The sequence below is a fragment of the Modestobacter sp. SYSU DS0511 genome (genome assembly GCF_054050755.1).
The window spans coordinates 98,668-122,816 of sequence record NZ_JBJGZY010000003.1 but is presented as its reverse complement, the minus strand read 5'-3'; the positions used below and the strand labels follow the sequence as shown (position 1 = coordinate 122,816).

Annotated in this window: 25 protein-coding genes; 19 read left to right on the top strand and 6 right to left on the bottom strand. The window is 74.6% G+C overall.

Annotated features, from left to right (window positions below; genetic code table 11):
• The first annotated feature begins 35 nt into the window (after window positions 1-35).
• Window positions 36-1,034 (top strand): sodium:calcium antiporter, encoded by a 999-nt coding sequence (locus ACI783_RS02690; RefSeq protein WP_457139020.1) that lies wholly within the window; start codon window positions 36-38, stop codon window positions 1,032-1,034.
• 52 nt (window positions 1,035-1,086) lie between these two features.
• Here the strand turns inward: ACI783_RS02690 and ACI783_RS02685 are convergent, their stop codons facing one another.
• Window positions 1,087-1,353, bottom strand: coding sequence for a hypothetical protein (locus ACI783_RS02685; protein ID WP_457139019.1), 267 nt, complete (start codon window positions 1,351-1,353; stop codon window positions 1,087-1,089).
• Window positions 1,346-2,269, bottom strand: coding sequence for a PspC domain-containing protein (locus tag ACI783_RS02680; protein ID WP_457139018.1), 924 nt, complete (start codon window positions 2,267-2,269; stop codon window positions 1,346-1,348). The genes ACI783_RS02685 and ACI783_RS02680 overlap by 8 nt, the downstream gene beginning before the upstream one ends.
• A gap of 155 nt (window positions 2,270-2,424) precedes the next feature.
• On the opposite strand from ACI783_RS02680, the gene ACI783_RS02675 reads away from it, so the two are divergent.
• Together ACI783_RS02675 and ACI783_RS02670 are read left to right on the top strand one after the other, a co-directional pair.
• Window positions 2,425-3,636, top strand: coding sequence for an ATP-binding protein (locus ACI783_RS02675; RefSeq protein WP_457139017.1), 1,212 nt, complete (start codon window positions 2,425-2,427; stop codon window positions 3,634-3,636).
• Complete coding sequence (locus ACI783_RS02670) at window positions 3,633-4,298, top strand: response regulator (RefSeq protein WP_457139016.1); 666 nt, start codon at window positions 3,633-3,635, stop codon at window positions 4,296-4,298. Before ACI783_RS02675 ends, ACI783_RS02670 begins: the two co-directional genes overlap by 4 nt.
• Here the strand turns inward: ACI783_RS02670 and ACI783_RS02665 are convergent.
• Window positions 4,295-5,029, bottom strand: a complete 735-nt coding sequence (locus ACI783_RS02665) for a PIG-L deacetylase family protein (protein WP_457139060.1) — start codon at window positions 5,027-5,029, stop codon at window positions 4,295-4,297. The two genes, ACI783_RS02670 and ACI783_RS02665, sit on opposite strands and share 4 nt — an antisense overlap.
• Before the next feature lie 62 nt (window positions 5,030-5,091).
• A complete protein-coding gene (locus ACI783_RS02660) occupies window positions 5,092-5,379 on the bottom strand; it encodes a chorismate mutase (RefSeq protein WP_457139015.1) in 288 nt (95 codons plus the stop codon).
• Between the two features lie 262 nt (window positions 5,380-5,641).
• Here ACI783_RS02660 and pcrA point away from each other — a divergent pair, with 262 nt between their 5' ends.
• Both pcrA and ACI783_RS02650 read left to right on the top strand, forming a co-directional pair.
• The gene (pcrA, locus tag ACI783_RS02655) at window positions 5,642-7,948 is read left to right on the top strand and encodes a DNA helicase PcrA (protein WP_457139014.1); all 2,307 of its coding nucleotides are present in this window, start codon (window positions 5,642-5,644) and stop codon (window positions 7,946-7,948) included.
• A gap of 8 nt (window positions 7,949-7,956) precedes the next feature.
• A complete protein-coding gene (locus tag ACI783_RS02650) occupies window positions 7,957-8,271 on the top strand; it encodes a hypothetical protein (RefSeq protein ID WP_457139013.1) in 315 nt (104 codons plus the stop codon).
• A gap of 9 nt (window positions 8,272-8,280) precedes the next feature.
• Here ACI783_RS02650 and ACI783_RS02645 read toward each other — a convergent pair whose 3' ends face one another.
• Both ACI783_RS02645 and ACI783_RS02640 read right to left on the bottom strand, forming a co-directional pair.
• Entirely contained in the window at window positions 8,281-9,225 is a 945-nt protein-coding gene (locus ACI783_RS02645) for a M23 family metallopeptidase (protein ID WP_457139012.1), read from the bottom strand.
• A 237-nt stretch (window positions 9,226-9,462) separates the two neighbouring features.
• The gene (locus tag ACI783_RS02640; RefSeq protein WP_457139011.1) at window positions 9,463-10,374 is read right to left on the bottom strand and encodes an esterase/lipase family protein; all 912 of its coding nucleotides are present in this window, start codon (window positions 10,372-10,374) and stop codon (window positions 9,463-9,465) included.
• 149 nt (window positions 10,375-10,523) lie between these two features.
• Between ACI783_RS02640 and ACI783_RS02635 the strand changes: the two genes are divergently transcribed.
• The 14 genes from ACI783_RS02635 to ACI783_RS02570 all read left to right on the top strand — a co-directional run bounded on the left by ACI783_RS02635 (window position 10,524) and on the right by ACI783_RS02570 (window position 24,129).
• Complete coding sequence (locus ACI783_RS02635) at window positions 10,524-11,567, top strand: hypothetical protein (protein WP_457139010.1); 1,044 nt, start codon at window positions 10,524-10,526, stop codon at window positions 11,565-11,567.
• A gap of 34 nt (window positions 11,568-11,601) precedes the next feature.
• A complete protein-coding gene (locus ACI783_RS02630) occupies window positions 11,602-12,012 on the top strand; it encodes a cobalamin B12-binding domain-containing protein (protein WP_457084295.1) in 411 nt (136 codons plus the stop codon).
• Between the two features lie 86 nt (window positions 12,013-12,098).
• Window positions 12,099-13,262 carry an ADP-forming succinate--CoA ligase subunit beta gene (gene sucC, locus ACI783_RS02625; protein ID WP_457139009.1) on the top strand — a complete coding sequence of 388 codons (1,164 nt, stop codon included), beginning with the start codon at window positions 12,099-12,101 and terminating at the stop codon, window positions 13,260-13,262.
• Between the two features lie 31 nt (window positions 13,263-13,293).
• A complete protein-coding gene (gene sucD / locus ACI783_RS02620) occupies window positions 13,294-14,172 on the top strand; it encodes a succinate--CoA ligase subunit alpha (protein WP_457139008.1) in 879 nt (292 codons plus the stop codon).
• Window positions 14,173-14,337: 165 nt separating this feature from the next.
• On the top strand, window positions 14,338-15,282 hold the full coding sequence (locus ACI783_RS02615; RefSeq protein ID WP_457139007.1) for a hypothetical protein: 945 nt from the start codon (window positions 14,338-14,340) through the stop codon (window positions 15,280-15,282).
• A gap of 85 nt (window positions 15,283-15,367) precedes the next feature.
• Window positions 15,368-16,561 (top strand): cell division protein PerM, encoded by a 1,194-nt coding sequence (locus ACI783_RS02610; protein ID WP_457139006.1) that lies wholly within the window; start codon window positions 15,368-15,370, stop codon window positions 16,559-16,561.
• A gap of 60 nt (window positions 16,562-16,621) precedes the next feature.
• Window positions 16,622-17,284 (top strand): phosphoribosylglycinamide formyltransferase, encoded by a 663-nt coding sequence (gene purN, locus ACI783_RS02605; RefSeq protein ID WP_457139005.1) that lies wholly within the window; start codon window positions 16,622-16,624, stop codon window positions 17,282-17,284.
• Complete coding sequence (purH, locus tag ACI783_RS02600) at window positions 17,281-18,831, top strand: bifunctional phosphoribosylaminoimidazolecarboxamide formyltransferase/IMP cyclohydrolase (protein ID WP_457139004.1); 1,551 nt, start codon at window positions 17,281-17,283, stop codon at window positions 18,829-18,831. The genes purN and purH overlap by 4 nt, the downstream gene beginning before the upstream one ends.
• 21 nt (window positions 18,832-18,852) lie before the next feature.
• On the top strand, window positions 18,853-19,470 hold the full coding sequence (locus ACI783_RS02595; protein WP_457139003.1) for a pentapeptide repeat-containing protein: 618 nt from the start codon (window positions 18,853-18,855) through the stop codon (window positions 19,468-19,470).
• A 151-nt stretch (window positions 19,471-19,621) separates the two neighbouring features.
• Window positions 19,622-20,491, top strand: coding sequence for a bifunctional methylenetetrahydrofolate dehydrogenase/methenyltetrahydrofolate cyclohydrolase (locus ACI783_RS02590; protein ID WP_457082393.1), 870 nt, complete (start codon window positions 19,622-19,624; stop codon window positions 20,489-20,491).
• Window positions 20,488-20,796 carry a DUF3017 domain-containing protein gene (locus ACI783_RS02585; protein WP_457139002.1) on the top strand — a complete coding sequence of 103 codons (309 nt, stop codon included), beginning with the start codon at window positions 20,488-20,490 and terminating at the stop codon, window positions 20,794-20,796. Before ACI783_RS02590 ends, ACI783_RS02585 begins: the two co-directional genes overlap by 4 nt.
• A 57-nt stretch (window positions 20,797-20,853) precedes the next feature.
• Window positions 20,854-21,807, top strand: coding sequence for a malate dehydrogenase (mdh, locus tag ACI783_RS02580; RefSeq protein WP_457139001.1), 954 nt, complete (start codon window positions 20,854-20,856; stop codon window positions 21,805-21,807).
• Between the two features lie 38 nt (window positions 21,808-21,845).
• On the top strand, window positions 21,846-23,060 hold the full coding sequence (locus tag ACI783_RS02575) for an NADP-dependent isocitrate dehydrogenase (RefSeq protein WP_457139000.1): 1,215 nt from the start codon (window positions 21,846-21,848) through the stop codon (window positions 23,058-23,060).
• A gap of 184 nt (window positions 23,061-23,244) precedes the next feature.
• Window positions 23,245-24,129 carry a hypothetical protein gene (locus ACI783_RS02570; RefSeq protein WP_457138999.1) on the top strand — a complete coding sequence of 295 codons (885 nt, stop codon included), beginning with the start codon at window positions 23,245-23,247 and terminating at the stop codon, window positions 24,127-24,129.
• Window positions 24,130-24,149 lie beyond the last annotated feature (20 nt).

Sequence of the window (24,149 nt, the reverse complement as noted above, 5' to 3'; positions counted from 1 at the left end):
GGAGGTTCCGAGTGACCGCCGGAGCGTGGCCGCTCGTGCCGAGCCTCCTCGCCCTGGTCCTGATGGGCGTGGTCATCGTGGTCGTCGGGGTCCGGCTGACCCGGGCGGCGGACGAGCTCGCCGACCGCACCGGCCTCGGCGACGCGATCGGGGGTGCGCTGCTCCTGGGGGCGGTGACCTCCCTCCCGGGCAACGTCGCCGTCCTGACCGGGGCGCTGGAGGGGGACGCCGGATTCGCGCTGGCGAACCCGGTCGGCGGCATCGCACTGCAGACCGTCTGGCTGGCGGTCGCCGACCTGGTGTACCGCCGGGCCAACCTCGAGCACGCCGCCGCGTCGCTGGAGAACGTCATGCAGTCGGTGATCCTCATGGCGATGCTGTCGCTGCCGGTGATCGCCTACTCGACGCCCCAGCTGACCCTCGGCTGGATCCACCCGGTCACGCTGCTCATCCCGCTCCTCTACGCCTACGGGTTGCGGCTGCTGCGCCGGATGCACGACCACCCGATGTGGGTGCCCACCCACACCGCGGCGACGGAGGGCTCGCACGACGAGGAGGAGGGCTCCGGTCGCTCGACCCGGCGGCTGTGGGCCACGCTGGCCGGGCTGGGGCTGATCGTGGGGGTCGCCGGCTGGATCGTCGGGCAGGCCGGTCTCGGTGTCGCCGCCGGAACCGGTCTGGAGGGCGGCATCATCGGGTTCACGCTGACCACGGCCGTGAGCTCGCTGCCCGAGCTGGTCGTGCTGGTCACGGCGGTGCGGATGGGGCAGCTGACCCTCGGGGTCGGCAACATCGTCGGGGGCAACGTCTTCGACATGCTGATGGTCGCCGTCGCGGACCTGGGCTACGTCAACGGCTCCCTGTACCGGGACGCCGGCTCGACCAGCCTGGTGCTGCTGGGCGGCACCATGCTGCTGATCGCGGTGCTCACCGCCGGGCTGGTGATGCGGGACCGGAAGGGCATCGGGTTCGAGGGCCTGCTGCTCCCGCTCATCTACGTCGGCACGGTCGCCCTGGCCACGGTCAGCATCTGACGTGGGCCCGGGGAGCGACCGCTCCCCGGGCCCACGTGCAGCTCGACCGCGCTCATCCACGTCGGCGGGCCCGGCGCAGCTCGTTGACCAGGAGGGCCAGCCCGGCGCCGATCAGCAGCACCCAGCTGAAGCCGTGCTCGAACCAGCTCAGCGGCAGGGTCACGCCGGTCATGAACAGGACGGCGAGGCCGACGAAGAACACGCCGGCGACCAGGGCGGTCGTGTCCAGGTCACGCCGGCGGGCCGGCGGGTCGGTCGGGGAGGCGCCGCTGGGGAACACCTCGGTCTGCTGGCGGCCGTAGGGGTCGTGCTCAGCCACGGGACACCTCCACGCTCCCGGCACCGAGGGAGATCGTGAGCACGATCTCCGGGTCGCCGTCGTCGCTCCAGTCTTCGCCGTACCCCGGGAAGAACCCGGACTCCAGGGAGTCCCCGAACAGCGCCACGTCGCCGATGGCGTTGTCCACGCTCACCTGGACGTCGGCCGAGAAGGGCACCAGGACCCGGACGTCACCCAGGCCGGAGTCCACGCTCGTGCGGATGGCCCGGTCTCGGTCGGCCAGGTCGAGCTCGCTGAGGTCGAGGGTGAGGTCCCCTGCCCCGTGCTCGTACTCCGACTGCACGGCGGCGGCGGTCATCGGCCGGTAGGTGCGGTCGCCCATCTCGCCGTTGGGCAGCTGCACCGTCGAGGCGATCAGCAGGGCCGCGGAGAGCAGCAACCCGAGGGTGATCAGGCCGCCCTTGGCGCCACGCCCCACGCCCGTCAGGGCGCCGACCACCAGGCCGACGCCGATGACGAGCAGCGCGCTGCCGAGGAAACCGCGTGCCCCGAGGTCGAGGTCGGTGAACTGCGTGACCAGCACCCCGATGCCGAGGACGATCAGCAACGCCGCGACGGTCACCCCCGGAACCGGCGAGCGCGGGCCGGACGGCGGGCGCGGGGCCTGGGCACCCGGTTGCACGGCCGGCGCCGCAGGCATCAGCAGCCACAGCAGGACGTAGATCACGATCCCGCTGCCGCCGGCGAGGGTGAGCGCGATCGCGCCGACCCGCCAGAGCAAGGCGTCGACGCCGGTGTAGTCGGCGAGGCCGCCGGCGACGCCGCCGATCACCTTGTCGGTGCGGCTGCGGCGCAGCTGCGGGCGGGGCGCCGGGTCGGGCGGCGGCGGAGGCCAGGAGCCCGGCGGCTGCTCGGCCGTCGGGGGTGGCGCGGAGGGAGGGAGTGCTGAGGACATGGCCCCAGCCTGCTCACCCCGACGGCACAGCGGTATCGGGGAACCCCCTGGACCGACCCTGATCCCACCCGCCCCGGGCGACCCGGACCGTGCCGTGCCCGCACTCCGGGTGATCACCGGTGTGCGGGCACGGCAGGCGGTGACACCATCGATCCGTGACCACCAGCACCGCGCCGACCGCCCGGCCCCCCGTGGGCCGCGGCGCCCGGCCCCCGCTCGCGCGCCCGGCCTCCGGCCGGCTGCTCGCCGGGGTCGCCGCGGGCACGGCTGCGCACTTGCGCCTGGACCCGCTGGTGGTCCGCGTCGTCATCACCGGGCTGGCCTTCGCCGGGGTCGGGGTCGTCGCGTACGCGCTCCTCTGGCTGACGATGCCCGTCGTCGAGGAGTCCGACGACGGGGCCCCGGCCGCCGTGATCGGCGAGCGCCCCAGCCGGCGGCAGCTGATCCTGCTGGCGCTGCTCTCCTTCGCCGCCTTCGGGCTGGTCTCCCAGCTGCTCACCTTCGGCGGCTACGACGTCGTCGTGCCGCTGGCCCTGGCCGGGACCGGCCTGGCGGTCATCTGGCGGCAGACCGACACCGACACGTCGCGGTCCCGCCGCACCAGCCGCTGGGCGCTGGCCGCCGGCGTCGCCGTCGGCGTGGTCGGGGTGGTGCTGCTGCTGGCCACCACGGGGCAGCTGGCCAACGCCCGCAACGGCTTCACCGCCACCGTGGTGATCCTGGTCGGCCTGGTGCTGGCGACCGCCCCGTTGTGGCGCCGGCTGCTCGACCAGCGGGCGACCGAGCGTGCCGCCCGCATCCGCTCCGAGGAGCGCGCCGCGGTCGCCGCGCACCTGCACGACTCGGTGCTGCAGACCCTGGCGCTCATCCAGCGGCACGCGGAGGACCCGACCGTGGTCGGGCGGCTGGCCCGCAGCCAGGAGCGCGAGCTGCGCGCGTGGTTGTACGAGCCCACGGTGGCCACCGGCGGCACCTGGGCCGGGCTCGTCGCCCGGCTGGTCGCCGAGGTCGAGGCCGACCACGCCGTCGCGGTCGACCCGGTGGTCGTCGGCGACCTGCCGGTCGACGACGCGGTCGCCGCGTTGGGACAGGCCGCGAAGGAGGCGGTGGTGAACGCCGCCAAGCACTCGGGCGCTCCCCGGGTGTCGCTCTACTCCGAGGTGACGCCGGCGACGGTGACGGTCTTCGTGCGGGACCGGGGCACCGGCTTCGACCCGGCTGCGGTGCCCGGGGACCGCCGGGGCCTGCGCGACTCGGTGGTGGGCCGGCTCACCCGGCTCGACGGAACTGCGACGGTGCGTTCAGCACCAGGAGAGGGGACCGAGGTGGAGCTGTGTCTCCCGCGCGAGGCGGGGGTGTCCGCGTGAGCGCGCCGATCCGCGTCTTCCTGGTCGACGACCACGCGATGGTCCGGGCCGGGGTCCGCACCGAGCTCGGCGACGACGTCGAGGTCGTCGGTGAGGCCGCCGACGTGGCCACCGCGATCTCCGGCATCCGCGCCGCGGCGCCCGACGTCGTCCTGCTCGACGTGCACCTGCCCGGCGGCAACGGGCAGGCGGTGCTCGAGGCGCTGCGCGCGGAGCTGCCGCGGACCCGCTGGCTGGCGTTGTCGGTCTCCGACGCCGCCGAGGACGTCATCGCGGTCATCCGCGCCGGCGCCCGCGGCTACGTCACCAAGACCATCTCCGGCGCGGAGCTGCGCGACGCGGTGCGCCGGGTCGCCGAGGACGACGTGGTGTTCAGCCCCCGGCTGGCGGGTTTCGTGCTCGACGCCTTCGCCGCCGCTGGCGCCGTCGCGGCGCCCACCAGCGCGGACCCGGCCGTCGACCCCGGCCTGGACCTGCTCTCGGCCCGGGAACGGGAGGTGATGCAGCTGCTGGCCCGCGGCTACACCTACCGGGAGATCGGCCAGCGGCTGTTCATCTCGGTCAAGACCGTCGAGTCGCACGCCTCGAACGTGCTGCGCAAGCTGCAGCTGTCCAACCGCAACGAGCTCACCCGCTGGGCGGCGACCAACCGCCTGCTCTAGGCGGTGTGGACCACCTGGAAGGACTCGGCGAGCCGGCCCTCGGGTAGGCCGTGGGCGCGCGCGTTCTCCCGCATCCAGCCGGTCAGGAACTCCTCCAGCTGGCCCTCGGGCCAGTGGGAGACCTGGCTGGCGTGCGAGCGCAGCGCCGCGAGCTTGCGGTCCAGCACGTCGGTCACGTCGACGGCGTGGTCCGAGCGCGGGCCGCCACCCAGCCACACCTCCGACACCGTCCACTCCTCGAGGCCCTCGTCGGCCAGCAGCTCGGGGAAGGCGAACGGGTTGCGGGCGTCGGGGTAGACGGCGCGCAGCGTGGACTCACCGACGATCATGTGGTCGGGGTGGCTGGCCCCGATCCGCTCCCAGAACCGCTCGGGTGAGCTGGTGAGCACCCGCTGCGGACGCACCTGGCGGATCACCCGGGCGATGTCCCGGCGCAGGTCCAGGGAGAGCTCCAGCCGCCCGTCGGGGTACCCGAGGAACCGCACGTCGCTGACCCCGACCGCGGCCGCGGCAGCGGTCTGCTCCTCCCGGCGCAGCGGGCCCATCCGGTCCCGGGGGGTGTCGTCGAAGCCGCCCGCGTCGCCGTCGGTGACCATGCAGTAGGTCACCTCGGTGCCCGCCGCGGTCCAGGTGGCGATGGTCCCGGCGCTGCCGAAGTCGACGTCGTCGGGGTGGGCCAGCACGCACAGGGCGCGCTCGACGTGCTCGGCAGGGGCGGTCGGCAGCGGCATCACGCGCCGCAGCCTAAGGCCCCGTCCCGAGGCCTGCCCCGAGCCCGCGAGGGGGTGCTCCCTCAGAGCCGGCCGCGGCCCTGGCGGAGCAGCATCATCCCGAGCGCGGCGCCGTCGGGGCCGAGCGCGCTGCGGAACCGGGCGAGCACCTGGCGCTCACGCGAGAGGTTGAGCCGCATCCCGCCCGAGGCGGTGCGCAGGGAGCCGATCTCCTGGGAGATCGCCAGCCGACGCTGCACCAGCTCGATGATCTGGGCGTCGCAGGCGTCGATCTCGCTGCGCAGCGCGCCGATCCGGTCGTCGGCCGGAGCGGTCGGCTGGGCGGTGACGGGGGAGAGGGTGGTGCTCATCGGGACCTCCGGGGTGGGGAGGGCCGTCGGACCCCGCAAGACGAGAAACGCCCCGGGGCCATCGGGCCCGGGGCGTCGTGTGCGGTGGCTGCTCAGCCAGCGGTGACGGACACCGGAACCCGGTGGCCGTAGTAAAACTCGCGGTGGCGCAGCACGCGTCGATTGTGACACGGACGACGCCTGGGGCGCCACCCGCCCCGCGCGTCACACCCGGTGCACGGCGCCCGGGACCGTCACCCGTCCGGCTTACAGTGGCGGGGACATGAGCAGCCCGCAGATCTCCCTCCCCGGCACCGCCGCGCTCGCGCGCTCCACTCCCGGCCAGACCGGGCGGGAGCTCGACCGGATGCTCGCCGGCCTGAACGGCCCCCAGCGCGACGCCGTCGTCCACGAGGGCAGCCCGCTGCTCATCGTGGCCGGGGCCGGCTCGGGCAAGACGCGGGTGCTCACCCACCGGATCGCCTACCTGCTCGGCGCCCGGGGGGTGCAGCCGGGCGAGATCATGGCGATCACCTTCACCAACAAGGCCGCCGGGGAGATGAAGGAGCGCGTCGCGGCCCTCGTGGGGCCCCGCGCGCGGGCGATGTGGGTGTCGACCTTCCACTCGATGTGCGTGCGCATCCTGCGCGCCGAGGCCGCCAAGCTCGGCATGAAGAGCTCGTTCACCATCTACGACCAGGGCGACTCGGTGCGCCTGATGACGATGGTCGCCCGTGACCTCGACCTCGACGCCAAGCGCTACCCCGGGCGGAGCCTGGCCAACCAGGTGTCGAACCTGAAGAACGAGCTGGTCGACGAGGAGTCCTTCAGCCCCCAGACGGCGCCGGAGAAGGTGCTCAAGGAGGCGTACACGCTCTACCAGCGGCGGCTGCGCGAGGCGCACGCGATGGACTTCGACGACCTGATCATGACCACCGTCAACCTGCTGCAGGCGTTCCCGGACGTCGCCGAGCACTACCGCCGTCGGTTCCGGCACGTGCTGGTCGACGAGTACCAGGACACCAACCACGCCCAGTACATGCTGGTGCGGGAGCTGGCCGGTGGCCCCGGCGGGCCGGTGCCGCAGGCCGAGCTGTGCGTCGTCGGTGACGCCGACCAGTCGATCTACGCCTTCCGCGGCGCCACGATCCGCAACATCGACGAGTTCGAGCGCGACTACCCCGACGCCACGACGATCGTGCTGGAGCAGAACTACCGCTCCACGCAGCGGATCCTCCGGGCCGCCAACACCGTCATCGCGAAGAACACCTCCCGCCGGCCCAAGAACCTGTGGTCCGACGCCGGCGACGGCGAGCTGATCTCCGGCTACGTCGCCGAGAACGAGCACGACGAGGCGGCCTGGGTCGCCGAGCAGATCGACGCGCTCACCGACGAGGGCAAGGCCCGGCCGGCCGACATCGCGGTCTTCTACCGCACCAACAACGCCTCCCGGGTGTTCGAGGAGGTGTTCATCCGGGTCGGCATGCCCTACAAGGTGGTCGGCGGGGTGCGCTTCTACGAGCGCAAGGAGGTCCGCGACGCGCTGGCCTACCTGAAGCTCGTCGCCAACCCGGCCGACGTGGTCAGCCTGCGCCGGATCATCAACGTGCCCAAGCGGGGGATCGGCGACAAGGCCGAGTCCTGCATCGAGCAGTTCGCCGACCGTGAGCGGATCGCCTTCGGCACCGCGCTGCGCCGCTGCTCGGAGATCACCACGCTCGCCCCGCGCTCGCTCAAGGCGCTGCAGGAGTTCGTCGCCCTGCTGGAGGAGTTCGAGCAGCTGGTCGAGACCGGCTCGGGCCCGGCGGCGCTGCTGGAGAGCATCCTCGACCGCACCGGGTACCTGGCCGAGCTGTCCGCCAGCACCGACCCGCAGGACGAGGGGCGGGTCGACAACCTCAACGAGCTGATCTCGGTCGCCGCCGAGTTCGAGGCGGCCTCGCCCGGCGGCACGGTCACCGACTTCCTGGAGCAGGTGTCGCTGGTGGCCGACGCCGACCAGATCCCCGGGGGCCCCGGAGGGGAGGACGGAGCCGACGCCGGGGTGGTCACCCTGATGACCCTGCACACCGCGAAGGGCCTGGAGTTCCCGGTGGTCTTCCTCACCGGGCTGGAGGACGGCGTCTTCCCGCACCTGCGCGCCCTCGGCGACCCCAAGGAGCTGGAGGAGGAGCGCCGCCTGGCCTACGTGGGCATCACCCGGGCCCAGCAGCGGCTGTTCCTCTCCCGGGCCACGGTGCGCACCAACTGGGGTCAGCCGGCCTACAACCCGCCGTCCAGGTTCCTCGACGAGCTCCCCGCCGACACCGTGCAGTGGGCCAACCTGCAGCCGGCGCCGTCCACCCCGCTGTCGTCGGCCCAGCAGCGGGTCGCCGCGACCGGGCTGTCCACCGGCGGGCTGCGCGGCGGGGCGGGCAAGCGCGCCGTCATCAACGTCGACGTCGGCGACCGGGTCAGTCACGACGCCTTCGGGCTGGGCACCGTGGTCGAGGTCAATGGCGCCGGGGACAAGGCCCAGGCGACGGTCGACTTCGGCTCCGGCGGCACCAAGCGCCTCGTGCTGCGCTACGCCCCGCTGGTCAAGCTGTAGGCGACGACGTGCCGGGCGGTGAGCGGGAGGCCGATCTCGCCGCCTGGTACGACCGCGACGCGGCCGGGCGGAGCACCCGGCCGCTCGACCCCGAGCGGGTGCGTCGCCGGCAGGAGTTCACCGCGCTGCTGCGGGCCGACGTGGAAGGACCGCTCGCCTCCGACGCGTTCGACCCGCCGCGCTTCTTCAGCTTCCGGTCGCCCGGGCGGCTGGTCGACCTGCTGAGCCGGCACGGCGAGGTGGCGCGGTCGGAGGTGTGGGCCGCCGGTGGCGAGCGGGACGATCGCTACCAGTGGGTCCTGCTGCGCCTGCCGGGCACCTGAGCCCAGCGGTCAGCGGACGGAGAGCCCGCGCTCGGCCAGCCACTCCTCGGGGTCGGTGGGCTTGCCGTTCATCCCGCCGACGTGGATCTCGTAGTGCAGGTGGGGGCCGGTCGACTGCCCCTGGTTGCCGACCTTGGCGATCTGCTCGCCGGCGGAGACGACGTCGCCGGCCTCGACGCTGTAGTAGCGCATGTGCCCGTAGATGTGCACGTTGCCGTCGGCGTCCTGGATGTAGACCGCGTTGCCGTAGCCCGACGCCGGGCCGGCGCGCAGCACCACGCCGTCGGCGGCCGAGTAGATCGGGGTGCCCAGCGGTGCGGCCAGGTCCAGGCCCCAGTGCATGGTGCCCCAGCGCATGCAGAAGCAGGTGGTCAGCCGGCCGGTGGTCGGGACGACGAAGTCGGGCTCGCGTGCCGCACGGGACGCCGCGATCTCGCCCAGCCGCGCGGCAGCCTCGGCCTGGCTGATCTCCCCCCGCGCGGCCGCGACGTCCACCCCGCCGGCGAAGCTGACGTCCTCGACGCCCAGGCCGTAGTCCTGCCCGGAGGCCACCGGCGCGGTGTCGGTGGTGCCGCCCAGCAGCGCCGCCCCGAGGGCGCCGGCGACGGCGACGGCGAGCAGCACCGGTCCGCGACGGCCCGGGGGGCGGCGGGCGGCGGTCGGGCGGGGGAGCCGGGGGCGGCGGAGGCGGGGGAGGTGGGGGACGCGGAGGTGGGGGACGCCGACCCGGCGGCGCGGCGCGCGGGTCCGGTCCTCGCCGGCGTCGTCCCGCGGGCCCTCGTCGTCCTCCGGCGTGCTGTCCGGGTCGGCGTCGAGCTCGGCCCAGCTCCCGTCCCAGTCCGACTCGTCCCAGTCCGGGCCGGGTGCCCAGTCGCCGTCCCAGGCGTCGTCGGTGCCCAGGTCGGCGTCGGACGCCGATGTGGTCCGGCCCACGAGCTCGCGCAGTCGGGTCAACGGGCACCTTCCGGGGGCGGCACCCCGGGGGGAGCCGGGGTGCCTGGCGGGCGCCGGTCACCGGGGAGGGCGACCGGGCTGCGCACAGGCTGTGCGTCGACGTCTCCGGGCGAATGCCATCGATGTCATTGCGGACGCTAACCACGGTCGGGGGGCCGGACAACGACCTGACGACACGTGTCGCAGCAGTGTGCGCTGCGTGACGACACACGCCACACGGGGCGCAGGAATGCCGCCTCAGGCGGCGACGGGAGGGTCGGCGGGGGCGGCGCTCCGCTGCCCGGCCAGCGTCGCGGCGACCTCGTCGACGACGGCTCGGTGGATCGGCAGGGACATGTGCCCCACGCCGCGGACCAGCACGTTGCGGACCCGCAGGTCGGGGTGCTCGCACCGGCCGGCGGTCGAGGGGACGACGACCTGGTCCAGATCGCTGTAGACGGCGGTGACGGGGGTGCGGCAGCCCGGCGCGGGCATCGCCAGCTCCCGAAGCAGGGGGGACCCGGGCCGGAGCTGGCGGATCAGCGGGGTCGGCAGCACGTGCGCCCACCGCGAGCCGCCGTGCGGGGTGCCCAGGGTGACCAGCGACTCCACCCGGGCGTCGCCGCCGAGCCGCTGCACCATGTACCGGGCGATCAGCCCGCCCAGGCTGTGCCCGACCACGTGCACCCGTTCGTGCCCGGTCTCGCTGCACACCCGCTCGACGTGCCGGCCGAGGGCCTCCGCCGCGCCGGCCACGTCCCGCACCAGCGGGCCGTAGTTCCAGGAGCAGACCTGGGCGAAGCCGCGCCGCCGCAGGCTGCGCCGCATGATCGCGAAGACCGACCGGTTGTCGACCAGGCCGTGCACCAGGACGACCGGGATCCGGGCGGCCAGCGGGTCATCGGCGAACAGGGCGCGCACCCCGGGGGGCTGGGTGCCCGGGCGGTACCGGCCGTCGGCGCGCACCGGTTCGGTGCGGGCGCCGAGGGGGTAGAGCAGTGCGTGGGCGCCGACCCAGGCCAGCTCGGTGAGGCCGCCGGTCAGCGCGATCGGGCTGACCAGTGACCGCAGGCCGGAGCGGGCCGAAGCCGTCCGGTCCGGTACGTCGGTGGCGGCTCCGGTCGCACGGGCGTGCCACGCTGGGGGAGAGGGTGGGTCGGTGGTGTGCACCTGGTCTCCCTCCGCCCGTCCGGCCCGGCGCCGGGGGCGCCGCGTGCACTCGTGGTGTGCTCGGTTCGGGGACCGTAATGCCCCCGTGTGCCGGACGTCACACAACTGCCATGCGACACGACCGACCCAGTGACCTCCGAGGGGGAACCGTGCCCGCCCGCGACCGCGCGCCTGCCCGTTCCACGACCGGCCGGCCGAGCGCCCGCCGGGCGTCCAGCAGTGCTGCCCGGCCGGCCCGCCGGCCGGCGGCCCGCCCTGCCGGTGACCCGCTGGTCGTCGGGACGGTCCCGCCGCTCGCCCGGGTCGCCGGGGTGCTCCTCGCCCTCGCCGGCCTGGTCGGCGCCGTCGGCGTCTTCCCGACCTACCTGACGGTCGGCGGGACCACGATCGACCTCGTCACCGGCCCGCTCGATGCCCTGGTGGCGCTGATCGGCCCGCTGGCGGCCCTGCTGGTCGGGGTGGTGCTGGCCCTGGGGCGGGTGCCGCGGCTGGGGTTGGCCTACGCGGCGGTGAGCGGTGCGCTGGCGGTCGGCCGGCTGCTGATCGAGCTGCACCAGGGGCACGGCTCCACCGCCCGCCCGGCGGTCGAGGTGCTGGCCGGTGAGCGCGTGCTCACCAGCTCGGTGGAGACCGGTGCAGGATGGGTGCTCGGCCTGGTCGCCCTCGGCCTGACCGTGCTGGCCGGCGGGGTCGCCCTCGTGGCGTGGGGGCGCACCGTGATGGAGGACGCCGGGACGCTGGACCCGGTGCGGCCGGTGCTGGCCGGGTCGGCGGTGGTGCTCGGCGTCGTCGGGGTGCTCTGCCTGGCGCTGCCCGCCGCCGACGTCCCCGACCGGGTGGTGGCCGATCCGGTGACCGGGCTGGAGACGGTGGTGACCGTCGAGGGGCCGCAGGCGCTGCTGGAGCGGCCCGGGCTCGCGCTGCTCGGTGGGCTGCTGCTCGCCGGCGCCCTCCTGCTGTGCTCGGTGACCGCGCCGTCGCTGCGCCCCCGGCTGGGCGCGGTCGGCGGCCTGCTGGCCCTGTCGGTGTTCGTGCTGGCCACCGCGCTGGCCGGGATGCGGGACGCCGCCCGGAGCCCGGAGGTCGAGTGGACGGTGCCCGGGATGGGCCTGCTGCTGGTCGGCCTGGGCTTCGCCGGGCTGACCGCCGTGGCCTGGCGCTGGCGGACCGGCGCGACGGCCACGCAGGAGTGACGCAGGACACGCCAGGGGGCCTAGAGTCCACGGCGTGACCAGCGAGCGCATCCGGGTGGTGATCGCCAAGCCCGGCCTGGACGGGCACGACCGCGGCGCCAAGGTGGTCGCGCGCGCCCTGCGCGACGCCGGCATGGAGGTCGTCTACACCGGCCTGCACCAGACCCCGGAGCAGATCGTGGAGACCGTCGTGCAGGAGGACGCCGACGCCGTCGGCCTCTCCGTGCTCTCCGGTGCGCACCTCACGCTCTTCGCCCGGCTCGCCGAGCTCCTGCGCGAGCGCGGCGTCGACGACGTGGTCGTCTTCGGTGGCGGGATCATCCCCGAGGCCGACCTGCCCGAGCTGGCCCGCCTGGGCGTGGCACGCGTGTTCACCCCCGGTGCCAGCACCGAGGAGATCGTCGGCTGGGTGCGCGCGCACGTCGGCGCCCCCGCCGGGGCGTGACACGCCCACCCCGATCGGGGTGACGCGCCGCACTCGCGGCCGGGCGCGTGAGCGGCGGCCGCAGCGGCGGTCTACGGTGCCTGATCGTGGATCTCTTCGAGTACCAGGCCCGTGACCTGTTGGCCGCGCACGGCGTCCCCGTGCTCCCCGGCGGCGTAGCCGAGACACCCGAGCAGGCCGAGGCGATCGCCCGCGAGATCGCGGCGCCCGTCGTGGTCAAGGCCCAGGTGAAGGTGGGCGGCCGGGGCAAGGCGGGTGGCGTGAAGCTCGCCGACGACCCCGAGACCGCCAGGGCGCGCGCCCAGGACATCCTCGGGCTGGACATCAAGGGTCACATCACCCACCGCGTGATGGTCGCCCAGGCCAGCGACATCGCCGAGGAGTACTACTTCTCCTACCTGCTCGACCGGTCCAACCGCACCTTCCTGGCGATGGCCTCGAAGGAGGGCGGCATGGAGATCGAGCAGCTCGCCGTCGAGCGCCCCGAGGCGCTGGCCCGGGTCCCCGTCGACGCCTCCGTCGGTGTCGACACCCAGAAGGCCGCCGAGATCATCGACGCCGCCGGGTTCCCCGCCGAGGTGCGCGACCAGGTCATCGCCATCGCGGTGCAGCTGTGGGACGTCTTCAGCAAGGAGGACGCCACCCTGGTCGAGATCAACCCGCTGGCCAAGGCGCCCGACGGCACCGTCCTCGCGCTGGACGCGAAGGTGACCCTCGACGAGAACGCCGGCTTCCGGCACCCCGGGCACGAGGCCCTCGAGGACGCCGCCTCCGCCGACCCGCTGGAGGCCGCGGCCAAGGCCAAGGACCTCAACTACGTCAAGCTCGAGGGCGAGGTCGGCATCATCGGCAACGGCGCCGGCCTGGTCATGAGCACGCTGGACGTCGTGGCCTACGCCGGCGAGGACTTCGGCGGCGTCCGCCCGGCGAACTTCCTGGACATCGGTGGCGGTGCCTCGGCCGAGGTCATGGCCAACGGGCTGGGCATCATCCTCTCCGACTCGGCCGTGAAGAGCGTCTTCGTCAACGTCTTCGGCGGGATCACCGCCTGCGACGCCGTCGCCAACGGCATCGTCGCGGCGCTGGGCCAGCTCGGCGACGAGGCCAGCAAGCCGCTGGTCGTCCGGCTCGACGGCAACAACGTGGAGGAGGGCCGGCGGATCCTCGCCGACGCCAACCACCCGCTGGTGACCGTGGTGGACACGATGGACGGCGCCGCCCGCCGGGCCGCCGAGCTCGCCGCCCTCTAATCGCCCCCGGCCTGAACAGGACTCACCAGAGATGTCGATCTTCCTCACCGAGAACAGCAAGGTCATCGTCCAGGGCATGACCGGCTCCGAGGGGCGCAAGCACACGCAGCGCATGCTCGCCTCCGGCACCGCCATCGTCGGTGGCGTCAACCCGAAGAAGGCCGGCGAGACCGTCGACTTCGACGGCGCCAGCGTCCCCGTCTTCGGCAGCGTCGCCGACGCCATGAAGGAGACCGGCGCCGACGTCAGCGTCATCTTCGTGCCGCCGGCCGGCGCGAAGAACGCCGTCATCGAGGCCGTCGACGCCCAGATCGGGCTCGCCGTCGTGATCACCGAGGGCATCCCGGTGCACGACTCGACCTACTTCTGGGCCCACGCCCAGGGTGGCACCACCCGGATCATCGGCCCGAACTGCCCGGGCCTGATCAGCCCCGGGCGGTCGAACGCCGGGATCATCCCCGCGAACATCACCAAGGCCGGCAAGATCGGCCTGGTCAGCAAGAGCGGCACGCTGACCTACCAGATGATGTACGAGCTCCGGGACATCGGCTTCTCCACCGCCGTCGGCATCGGCGGTGACCCGGTCATCGGCACCACGCACATCGACTGCCTCCAGGCGTTCCAGGACGACCCGGAGACCGAGGCGATCGTGATGATCGGCGAGATCGGTGGCGACGCCGAGGAGCGGGCCGCGGAGTTCATCAAGGCCAACGTGACCAAGCCGGTCGTCGGCTACGTCGCCGGCTTCACCGCGCCGGAGGGCAAGACGATGGGCCACGCCGGCGCGATCGTCTCCGGTTCGGCCGGCACCGCCCAGGCCAAGCAGGAGGCCCTCGAGGCCGCCGGCGTCCGGGTGGGCAAGACCCCGTCGGAGACCGCGCGGCTGATGCGCGAGATCGTCGGAGGCTGATGAAGGACCCCGTCCTCCCCACCCTTGGCGAGCTCAGGGCGGGACCCGGGACGGGGGCCTGAGGGGCTGACTGCCCGGCACCTCCCGCGGAGGTGCCGGGCAGCGGCGTTCCCGGTGGGGGACGATGCGGGGGACCTGCCGCGCACCAGGAGGAGAGCCGCAGCGATGACGTCCAGTGGTCCCGAGCAGCAGCCGGGCGGGCCGGGACCGGAGCCGGTGGCCCCCGGGCCGGCACCCCGCCGCCGGCCCGGGCTGCGGGTGCTGGGCTGGGCCGACCTCGCCGTCCCGGCCGGGGCGCTGCTCTACCTGGTGTTCCTCAGCGTGCCGTGGTTCACCGTCCCGGCGTACGACCTCGGCTTCGGCTACAGCGCGCCCGGCGCGTCGGTCAACGGGTTCCGGTCGCCCTGGCTGACCCTCGCGCTCGTGCTGCTGGGAGCGGCCGCGGTGTGGACCGTGCTGCCGGCCTTCCGCGAGGTCCGGGTGCCGTTCCCACGGGCCGTCGTCCCGGCCGGCCTCGCGTCCCTGGCCTTCCTGCTGACGCTGACCGAGTGGCTGACCACCTTCGACGCCGGCTTCACGCTGATGGGGCTGCTCGCCTTCCTCACCGCGACGGCGCTGCTGGTGGTCACCATGTCCCGGCTGCTCGCCGAGCTGCGGGCCTCAGGTGCCGCTCCCGCCGGGTGGATCGGTGCACCGCCACCGCCCCCGGCCCACCCGGGCTGGGGCTCGCCGCCGTACGGGCCGACGGGGTACGGGCCACCGGGGTACGGGGCGCCGCCGACCTACGGCTCCACCCCGCCCCCTGCCGGGTGGAGCCCAGGGGCGTTCCCGGGGTACGGGCAGGCTCCCGACCCCGCACCGGCCCCGGGATGGGGGCAGCCTCCGCAGTCCGGCTGGTACCAGGGCCCGCCTGCCTGGACGCCGGCTCCGGCCTGGCCGACGGCGCCGCAGCCCGGGTCGACGGCGCAGCCCGGGTCGACGCCGCAGCCCGGGTCGACGGAGCAGCCCGGGTCGACGGCGCAGCCCGGGCCGGCGGACGGGGAGCCCGCGCCGGAGCCCGGTCGTCGCCCCGGGGAGCCCGGCGGGAGCACCGCCGCCGGGGCCGGCTGATCCGTCCGGCGGGGCGGCCGTGTGAGATGGCCGGACCCGGCGCGTGCGCCGCCGATCCGGCGACGTGGCTTGCGAGAGTGGGGAGGTGACGTCCCTGCTGTCCCGCCTGCCCCTCGGGTCACGCGGCACCGGTGGACGGCGCGGCCCCGCCACCGGCTGGCTCGCGGTGGCCACCGCCCTCGCGGTGCCGGTGACCGGGCTGCTCGGGCTGTGGCTGGCGCTGCTCGTCGTGCAGGCCCTCGACCCTGACGGCGGGCTGCCGGCGGGGTCGTCCGCGCGGGTGGCCGGGCAGCTGTGGCTGCTGGCGCACGGCGCGGCGGTCGAGCTGCCCTCCGGGCCCCTCCGGATCGCCCCGTTGCTGGTCACCGCGGGCATCGCCTGGGGGCTGGCCCGGGCGGCGGGTTCGGTCGCCGCGGTCCGCGAGCTGGAGTCACCCCGGTCGGCCAGCGGGGTGGTCGCCGTCGTGGTCGCGGTGCACACGGCCACGACCGGGCTGGTCACCGCGCTGGTCAGCACGCCCGACGCCACGGTCGGCCCGGTGGGTCCGCTCGTGGGGGGCGCCGTGCTCGCGCTGCTCGCCGGTGGCACGGGCGTGCTGCGCGACTCCCCGCTCGGCGGGGAGCTGCTGGACCGGTTCCCCGGACCGGGCCGGGCCGTGCTGCGGGCCGTGGCGGCCGGCACGCTGGCGCTGGCCGCCGGGTGCGCCGCCGTCCTCGCCGTAGCGCTGGGGTCCGACGTCGACGGTGCCGCCGCGATGGTCACCGGCCTCGGGAGCGCCAGCGCCGGGGCCGCCGGGCTGGTCGGGCTGAGCCTCCTGCTGCTGCCCAACGCCCTCGCCGCGGTCGCCGGGCTGGCCGCCGGGCCGGGGTTCGTCGTCGGGACGGGCACCGTCGTCTCGGTCGGCGGTGTCACGCTCGGGCCGGTGCCCGCGTTGCCGCTGCTGGCTGCCCTCCCCGACACCCAGGCCGTGCCGCTGGTCGCGTTCCTGTCCCAGGCGCTGCCCGCGCTCGCCGGGGCGGTCGCCGGCACCGCGCTGGGGCGCCGGCTCGAGGACGGCGACGGCGGGGCGGTCACCGCTGCCTTGTGGGGCATCGTCGCGGGGGTCGGCGTCGGCGTCGTCACGGGGCTGTGGGTGCTCGTCGCCGGGGGCGCGCTCGGCGACGGAGCCCTGGCCGTGGTCGGCGCGCCGGCGCTGGCCACCGGGCTGGCGGTCGCCGCGCAGGCCGGGATCGCCGCCGTCCCCAGCGCCGCCGTCGCCCGCTGGCGCGCCCGGTCCTGACCTGCCCGTGCCCGACCCGTCGACACCGGGCTCCGGACCCGGCCACTAGGGTCTGCGGACGTGCCCGCCGACGCATCCGCCGTCCCGGGGACGCCGGGTGCCCGGGCGCGCGTGGTCGTCCTGCTCTCCGGGGCCGGCTCGCTGTGCGCCGCTCTGCTCGCCGCCACCGAGGAGCCCGGATACCCCGCCGAGGTCGTCGCCGTCGGCGCGGACCGCCCGGACGCCGCAGGCCTGGCCCTCGCTGCCGACCGCGGGATCGGCACCTTCGTCGTCGCCCTGCGCGACCACCCCGACCGGGCGTCCTGGGACCGAGCGCTGGCCGCCGCGCTGGTCGAGCACCGTCCCGACTGGGTGGTCTCGGCCGGGTTCATGAAACTGCTGGGCCCCGCCGTGCTGGCCGCCTTCGGCGGCCGGGTGGTCAACACCCACCCGGCGCTGCTGCCGGCGTTCCCCGGCGCGCACGCCGTCCGCGACGCCCTGGCCGCCGGGGTCACCACGACCGGCGCGACCGTGCACCTGGTCGACGCCGGCCTGGACACCGGCCCGGTGCTGACCCAGCGCCCCGTTCCCGTGCACGCCGACGACGACGAGGCGAGCCTGCACGAACGGATCAAGACCGTCGAGCGCGAGCTCCTGGTGCGCACCGTGGCCGCGCTGGCCACCGGCGCGCCGATCCCCTCCCCACCGACTCCCGCCATCCCGACCGAGGAGAGCACCCGATGACCGAGCGCACCCCCGTCCGCCGCGCGCTGCTGGGCGTCTACGACAAGAGCGGCGTCGACGAGCTCGCCCGCGGCCTGGTCGACGCCGGTGTCGAACTGGTCAGCACCGGCGCCACCGCGGCGCGGATCGCCGCCGCCGGGCTGCCGGTCACCCCCGTCGAGCAGGTCACCGGCTTCCCCGAGTGCCTCGACGGCCGGGTCAAGACGCTGCACCCGGCGGTGCACGCGGGCATCCTGGCCGACCGCCGCAAGCCCGCGCACCTGGCCCAGCTGGACGAGCTGGGCATCGCCGCCTTCGACCTCGTCGTGGTCAACCTCTACCCGTTCAGCGACACCGTCGCCTCCGGCGCCTCCCCCGACGAGTGCATCGAGCAGATCGACATCGGCGGCCCGGCGATGGTGCGGGCCGCGGCGAAGAACCACCCGTCGGTGGCCGTCGTCGTCGACCCGGGCCGCTACGCGGAGGTCGTGGAGGCGGTCGGCGCCGGCGGCTTCACCCTGGCCCAGCGCCAGCAGCTGGCCGCCGAGGCGTTCCGGCACACCGCTGCCTACGACGTCGCGGTCGCCTCCTGGATGGGCAACGTGCTCTCCCCGGACGACGAGAGCGGCTTCCCCGAGTGGGTCGGGGGCAGCTGGGAGCGCACCGACGTCCTCCGCTACGGGGAGAACCCGCACCAGGGGGCCGCGCTGTACCGCAGCGGGCAGCCCGGGCTCGCCGACGCCGAGCAGCTGCACGGCAAGCAGATGTCCTACAACAACTACGTCGACACCGACGCCGCCTGGCGGGCCGCGCACGACCACGGCGAGCCGTGCGTGGCGATCATCAAGCACGCCAACCCGTGCGGGATCGCGGTCGGGGCGGACATCGCGGCCGCGCACCGCAAGGCGCACGCCTGCGACCCGGTCTCGGCCTTCGGTGGGGTGATCGCCGCCAACCGCGAGGTCGACCTGACCCTCGCCGAGCAGATCTCCGAGGTGTTCACCGAGGTCGTCGTCGCCCCGTCGTTCACCGAGGACGCCCTGGGCCTGCTCACCCAGAAGAAGAACATCCGGCTGCTGCAGATGCCCGAGGCCCCGCGGCTGACCGTCGAGCTGCGCCCGGTGAGCGGCGGACTGCTGCTGCAGACCGCCGACCGGATCGACGCCGTCGGCGACGACCCCACCAGCTGGACCCTGGCCACCGGTCAGCCGCTGGACGCCGCCGGCCTCGACGACCTGGTCTTCGCCTGGCGAGCCGTGCGCGCGGTGAAGAGCAACGCCATCCTGCTGGCCACCGACCGGGCCACCGTGGGCGTCGGCATGGGCCAGGTCAACCGGGTCGACTCCGCCCGGCTGGCCGTGGCGCGGGCGGGGGAGCGGGCCGCCGGGTCGGTGGCCGCCTCCGACGCGTTCTTCCCCTTCGCCGACGGGCTGCAGGTGCTGCTGGACGCCGGGGTGCGCGCGGTGGTGCAGCCAGGCGGGTCCGTGCGGGACGACGAGGTGGTCGCCGCCGCGGCGGCGGCCGGGGCGACGCTGTACCTCACCGGCACCCGCCACTTCGCGCACTGAGCAAGGTGGAAGGCCGTTCGCGTGGACCCGTCACCCCCTGAGCCGGACACCGTCTGGGAGGGCGAGGACCTCGCCCGGGTCGAGTGGGACTGGGCCCGGCTGGAGCGGGTCACCTTCGTCGACTGCCGCTTCGACGACGCCTCGTTCGCCGAGCTGGTCACGGTGCGCTGCGTGTTCGAGCAGTGCGTGCTCACCGGCGTGGCGATGTCCGGCGCCCGGCACGAGGGGACGGCGTTCCTCTCCTGCCGGTTCGACCGGGCGCGCCTGTCCGGCAGCACCTGGTCCGGCTGCAAGCTCACCGGCTCGCAGTTCCCGGGCGCGACGCTGCGCCCGATGACCAGCGCGGACTCCGACTGGAGCTACACGTCGCTGCGCGGGGTCGACCTGTCCGGGGTCGACCTGTCGGGCCAGAAACTGGTCGAGTCCGACCTGACCGACACCGACCTGCGCGAGTCCGACCTCACCCGCGCCGACCTGCGGCACGCCCGTCTGCAGACCACCCGGCTGCGTGGTGCGGACCTGCGCGGCGCGGACACCGACGGGGTCGACTGGCACGGCTTCGACGTCACCGGGGTGCGGCTCGACGTCGTCCAGGCGGTGACCTTCGCCCGCGCCCACGGCGCGCTGGTCGCCGACTGACCTGCCGCGCGGACAGCGCTGCCGTGCGTGGTGGGCTCCCGTCCCACGGCCCCTGCCGGGCTCGCTCGTCGGTCCGCCTCGCGCGACGGGCCGCCCCCGGGGCCGGCGGTGTGCGGGGGCCCAGGGAACGGGCGTGCGGCAGACTGGCGGCGTGGCGGCGACGACTCTGGACGGCAAGGCGACGGCGGCGGCGATCCGGGCGGAGCTCACCGGGCGGGTGGCCGCGCTCGCGGCCGCCGGACGGCGCCCCGGACTGGGCACCCTGCTGGTCGGCGACGACCCGGGCAGCCGGTGGTACGTCTCGGCGAAGCACTCCGACTGCGCCGAGGTGGGCATCGCCAGCATCCAGCGCGAGCTGCCTGCCACCGCCACGCTGACCGACGTGCTGGCCGTCGTCGACGAGCTCAACGCCGACCCGGCGTGCACCGGCTACATCGTCCAGCTCCCGCTGCCGCGGGGGATCGACGAGAGCGAGGTGCTGGAGCGGATGGACCCGGCCAAGGACGCCGACGGCCTGCACCCGACCAACCTGGGCCGGCTGGTGCTCGGGGTGCCGGGCCCGCTGCCCTGCACCCCGGTGGGCATCGTCGAGCTGCTGCGCCGGTACGACGTCCCGCTCGCCGGGGCCGAGGTCGTCGTCGTCGGCCGCGGGATCACCGTCGGCCGACCACTCGGCCTGCTGCTCACCCGGCGCACCGAGAACGCCACGGTGACCCTCTGCCACACCGGCACGCGGGACCTGGCCGCGCACACCCGCGACGCCGACGTCGTGGTCGCCGCCGCCGGTGTGCCCGGGCTGATCACCGGGGAGATGGTCAAGCCCGGGGCCGCCGTGCTCGACGTCGGCGTGAGCCGGGTCGACGGGAAGATCGCCGGTGACGTCGCCGCGGACGTCCGCGAGGTCGCCGGCTTCGTCGCCCCCAACCCCGGCGGGGTGGGCCCGATGACCCGGGCGATGCTGCTGGCCAACGTCGTCCTCGCCGCCGAGCAGGCGGCCGGCGCCGAGGTCCTCACGGCGTGACCCGGCCGGCCCGTGAGCCGCTGTACCGACGGCGGCCGCTGCTGGCCGGCTTCCTCCGGCAGTGGCCGCTGCTGCTGGTCATCGTGGTGGTCGGTGCGGGCCTGGGGCTGGTGGCGCTCGAGCAGTGGCGCCGCGGCCTGGTGCTCATGGGGCTGGCGCTGGTCGGTGCCGGGCTGATGCGGCTGTTCCTGCCGGCCCGCCGGATCGGGTTCCTGGCGGTGCGCAGCCGCCCGGTCGACGTCGGATTGAGCCTCGTGGTGGGCCTGGCGATCGCCGGCATCGCGCTGGCCATCCCGGCCGGCTGACCCGTGCGGAGCGCCCCGCATGGCCCCAGGGGTCGGTCCGGGGCTAGGTTGGCGGGCATGGCGGAGCGGGACCGGCAGGGCAAGGTGACCGTCGTCGGCGCCGGTTTCTACGGCTCGACCACCGCGCTGCGGTTGGCGGAGTACGACCTGTTCGAGACCGTGGTGCTCACCGACATCGTCGAGGGCAAGCCCGAGGGGCTCGCGCTGGACATCAACCAGTCACGGCCGATCGAGGGCTTCGAGACCCGGGTCGTGGGGGTCGGCGGCGGCTCCTACGAGGGCACCGAGGGCTCCGACATCGTCGTCATCACCGCCGGCCTGCCGCGCAAGCCGGGGATGAGCCGGATGGACCTCATCGAGACCAACGCCGGCATCGTCCGCTCGGTCGCGGAGAACGTCGCCCGCACCTCGCCCGACGCCGTCGTCATCGTCGTCTCCAACCCGCTCGACGAGATGACCGCGCTGGCCCAGCTGGCCACCGGTTTCCCGAAGGCTCGGGTCATGGGGCAGGCCGGGATGCTCGACACGGCCCGGTTCACGGACAACGTGGCCCAGGAGTGCGGTGTGCCGGTCGGCTCGGTGCGCACCCTGACGCTCGGGTCGCACGGCGACACGATGGTCCCCGTCCCCTCGCGCTGCACCGTCGACGGCCGCCCGCTCACCGAGGTGCTGCCCGCCGACCGGATCGCGCACCTGGTCGACCGCACCCGCAACGGCGGGGCCGAGGTCGTCGCGCTGCTGAAGACCGGTTCGGCGTACTACGCCCCGTCCGCGGCGGCCGCCCGGATGGCGCGCGCGGTGCGGGAGGACGCCGGGGCGGTCATGCCGGTGTGCGCCTGGGTCGACGGCGAGTACGGCATCTCCGGGGTCTACCTGGGGGTCGAGGCCGAGATCGGCCGGACAGGAGTGCGGCGGGTCGTGCAGAGCGACCTGACCGACAGTGAACTGGCGGGCCTGCGCGAGGCCGCCGAGGCCGTGCGCGCCAAGCAGGCCGATGTAGCCGACCTCTGACCACGACGGTCAGAGCTGCAGAGAGGGAAACCGAACACGTGACCAAGATCAAGGTCGAGGGCAAGGTCGTCGAGCTCGACGGCGACGAGATGACCCGGATCATCTGGCAGTTCATCAAGGACCAGCTGATCCTCCCGTACCTGGACGTCGACCTCGAGTACTACGACCTCGGCATGGAGTCGCGCGACGCGACCGACGACCAGATCACCGTCGACGCCGCCAACGCCATCAAGAAGCACGGCGTCGGCGTCAAGTGCGCGACCATCACCCCCGACGAGGCCCGGGTCGAGGAGTTCGGTCTCAAGCGGATGTACCGCTCGCCCAACGGCACGATCCGCAACATCCTCGGTGGCGTCATCTTCCGCGAGCCGATCATCATGGCCAACGTGCCGCGGCTGGTGCCCGGCTGGACCAAGCCGATCATCGTCGGCCGCCACGCCTTCGGTGACCAGTACCGCGCCACCGACTTCCGCTTCCCGGGCGCGGGCACCCTCACGGTGACCTTCACCCCGTCCGACGGCTCCGCGCCGATCGAGCACGAGGTCTTCCAGGCCCCGGGCTCCGGTGTCGCGATGGCCATGTACAACCTGGACGAGTCGATCCGTGACTTCGCGCGCGCCTCGCTCAACTACGGCCTGGCCCGCAACTACCCGGTCTACCTCTCCACCAAGAACACGATCCTCAAGGCCTACGACGGCCGCTTCAAGGACCTGTTCCAGGAGGTCTTCGAGACCGAGTTCAAGGACCAGTTCGCCGCGGCGGGCATCACCTACGAGCACCGCCTCATCGACGACATGGTCGCCGCCTCCCTCAAGTGGGAGGGCGGGTACGTCTGGGCCGCCAAGAACTACGACGGCGACGTGCAGTCCGACACCGTGGCGCAGGGCTTCGGCTCGCTGGGCCTGATGACCTCGGTGCTGGCCACCCCGGACGGCCGCACGGTCGAGGCCGAGGCCGCGCACGGCACGGTCACCCGCCACTTCCGCGCCCACCAGCGCGGCGAGGCGACCTCGACCAACCCGATCGCGTCGATCTTCGCCTGGACCCGGGGCCTGGCCCACCGCGGCAAGCTGGACAACACCCCCGAGGTGACCCGGTTCGCCGAGACCCTGGAGAAGGTCTGCATCGACACCGTCGAGAGCGGTCAGATGACCAAGGACCTGGCGCTGCTGATCAGCAAGGACAGCCCGTGGCTGAACACCCAGGACTTCCTGGCGGCCATCGACGCCAACCTGCAGAAGGCGATGGGCTGACGTTCGCACCACCGAGAGGCCCCCGCGACCACTGGTCGCGGGGGCCTCTCCGCGTCGGGGGCCCAACGGTGACCACCTCGGCGTCGTCGGGGTCTCGAGCGTGGGGTGACCCCGCTGGCGCCGGGGTGAGCGAGCCTGTGGACGGCGCCGGCGCGGGAGCCGCGGGCTCCGGCACGCTCCGCGGGTGCCCCGCCCACCTGCGCGTCCACCCGCCCTCGATGGGCGGGTCTTCCGGGGCGAGACGGCGCTGGCCCGTGGTCTGCTCACCCCCGACCAGCTCCGCAGCACGGCGTGGCGCCGGGTGCTGCCCGGCGTGTACGCCGACGCCCGGCTGGTCGCCGACCACCGGCTCTGGGGCACCGCGGTGTCGCTCGTCGCCCCACCGGCCGCCGTCTTCGGTGGCCGCACGGCGGCGCTGCTCTGGGGCGCCGAGGGCCTGGTCGGCGCCGCCGATCCCGTCGAGGTCGTGCTGCCGGCCGGCCGGCGCTGGAGCCCGCGGTCACCGGCGATCCGGGTGCGCACCGCAGCGCTGGACGACGGCGACGTCGAGGTGCGGGGCCGATTCCGGGTGACCGGACGCACGCGGACGGCGGTCGACCTGATCCGCCGCGGTCCGCTGGAGGAGGCCGTCGTCGTGCTGGACCAGCTCGGGCACCAGCGCGTGGTGCGACTCGAGGAGGTGCGCGCCGCGGTCCCGGGGCTGCCCCGGTCGCGGGGCAGCGCCCAGGCCCGGCGCGCCCTGGTGCTCGCCGACGGGCTGGCCGAGTCGCCGCAGGAGACCCGAGTGCGGCTGGTGCTGATGCGGGCCGGTCTCCCGCTGCCGGTGGCGCAGTTCGAGGTGCGCCACCGCGGCGGGTTCGTCGCCCGGGTGGACTTCGGCTGGCCCGAGCACCGGCTGGCGCTGGAGTACGACGGTCAGTGGCACGCAGAGCCGGGACGGTTCGCGCGCGACCGGGAGCGGCTGAACCGTCTGACGGCGGCCGGCTGGCGGGTCGTGTTCGTCACCGCGGCCGATCTGCGTCGGCCCGATCTGCTCGTGACCCGGGTGGCAGCGGCGCTGCGCGGATGATCACCCCGGCACCAGCGGGC

Bases quoted from the DNA above. Each gene is read 5' to 3' on its own strand.
- ACI783_RS02615 (WP_457139007.1), top strand. From the start codon at position 14,338: ATGACGTCCAGTGGTCCCGAGCAGCAGCCGGGCGGGCCGGGACCGGAG.
- ACI783_RS02680 (WP_457139018.1), bottom strand. From the start codon at position 2,269: ATGTCCTCAGCACTCCCTCCCTCCGCGCCACCCCCGACGGCCGAGCAG.
- purH (WP_457139004.1), top strand. From the start codon at position 17,281: ATGACCGAGCGCACCCCCGTCCGCCGCGCGCTGCTGGGCGTCTACGAC.
- ACI783_RS02660 (WP_457139015.1), bottom strand. From the start codon at position 5,379: ATGAGCACCACCCTCTCCCCCGTCACCGCCCAGCCGACCGCTCCGGCC.
- ACI783_RS02665 (WP_457139060.1), bottom strand. From the start codon at position 5,029: ATGCCGCTGCCGACCGCCCCTGCCGAGCACGTCGAGCGCGCCCTGTGC.
- pcrA (WP_457139014.1), top strand. From the start codon at position 5,642: ATGAGCAGCCCGCAGATCTCCCTCCCCGGCACCGCCGCGCTCGCGCGC.
- sucD (WP_457139008.1), top strand. From the start codon at position 13,294: ATGTCGATCTTCCTCACCGAGAACAGCAAGGTCATCGTCCAGGGCATG.
- mdh (WP_457139001.1), top strand. From the start codon at position 20,854: ATGGCGGAGCGGGACCGGCAGGGCAAGGTGACCGTCGTCGGCGCCGGT.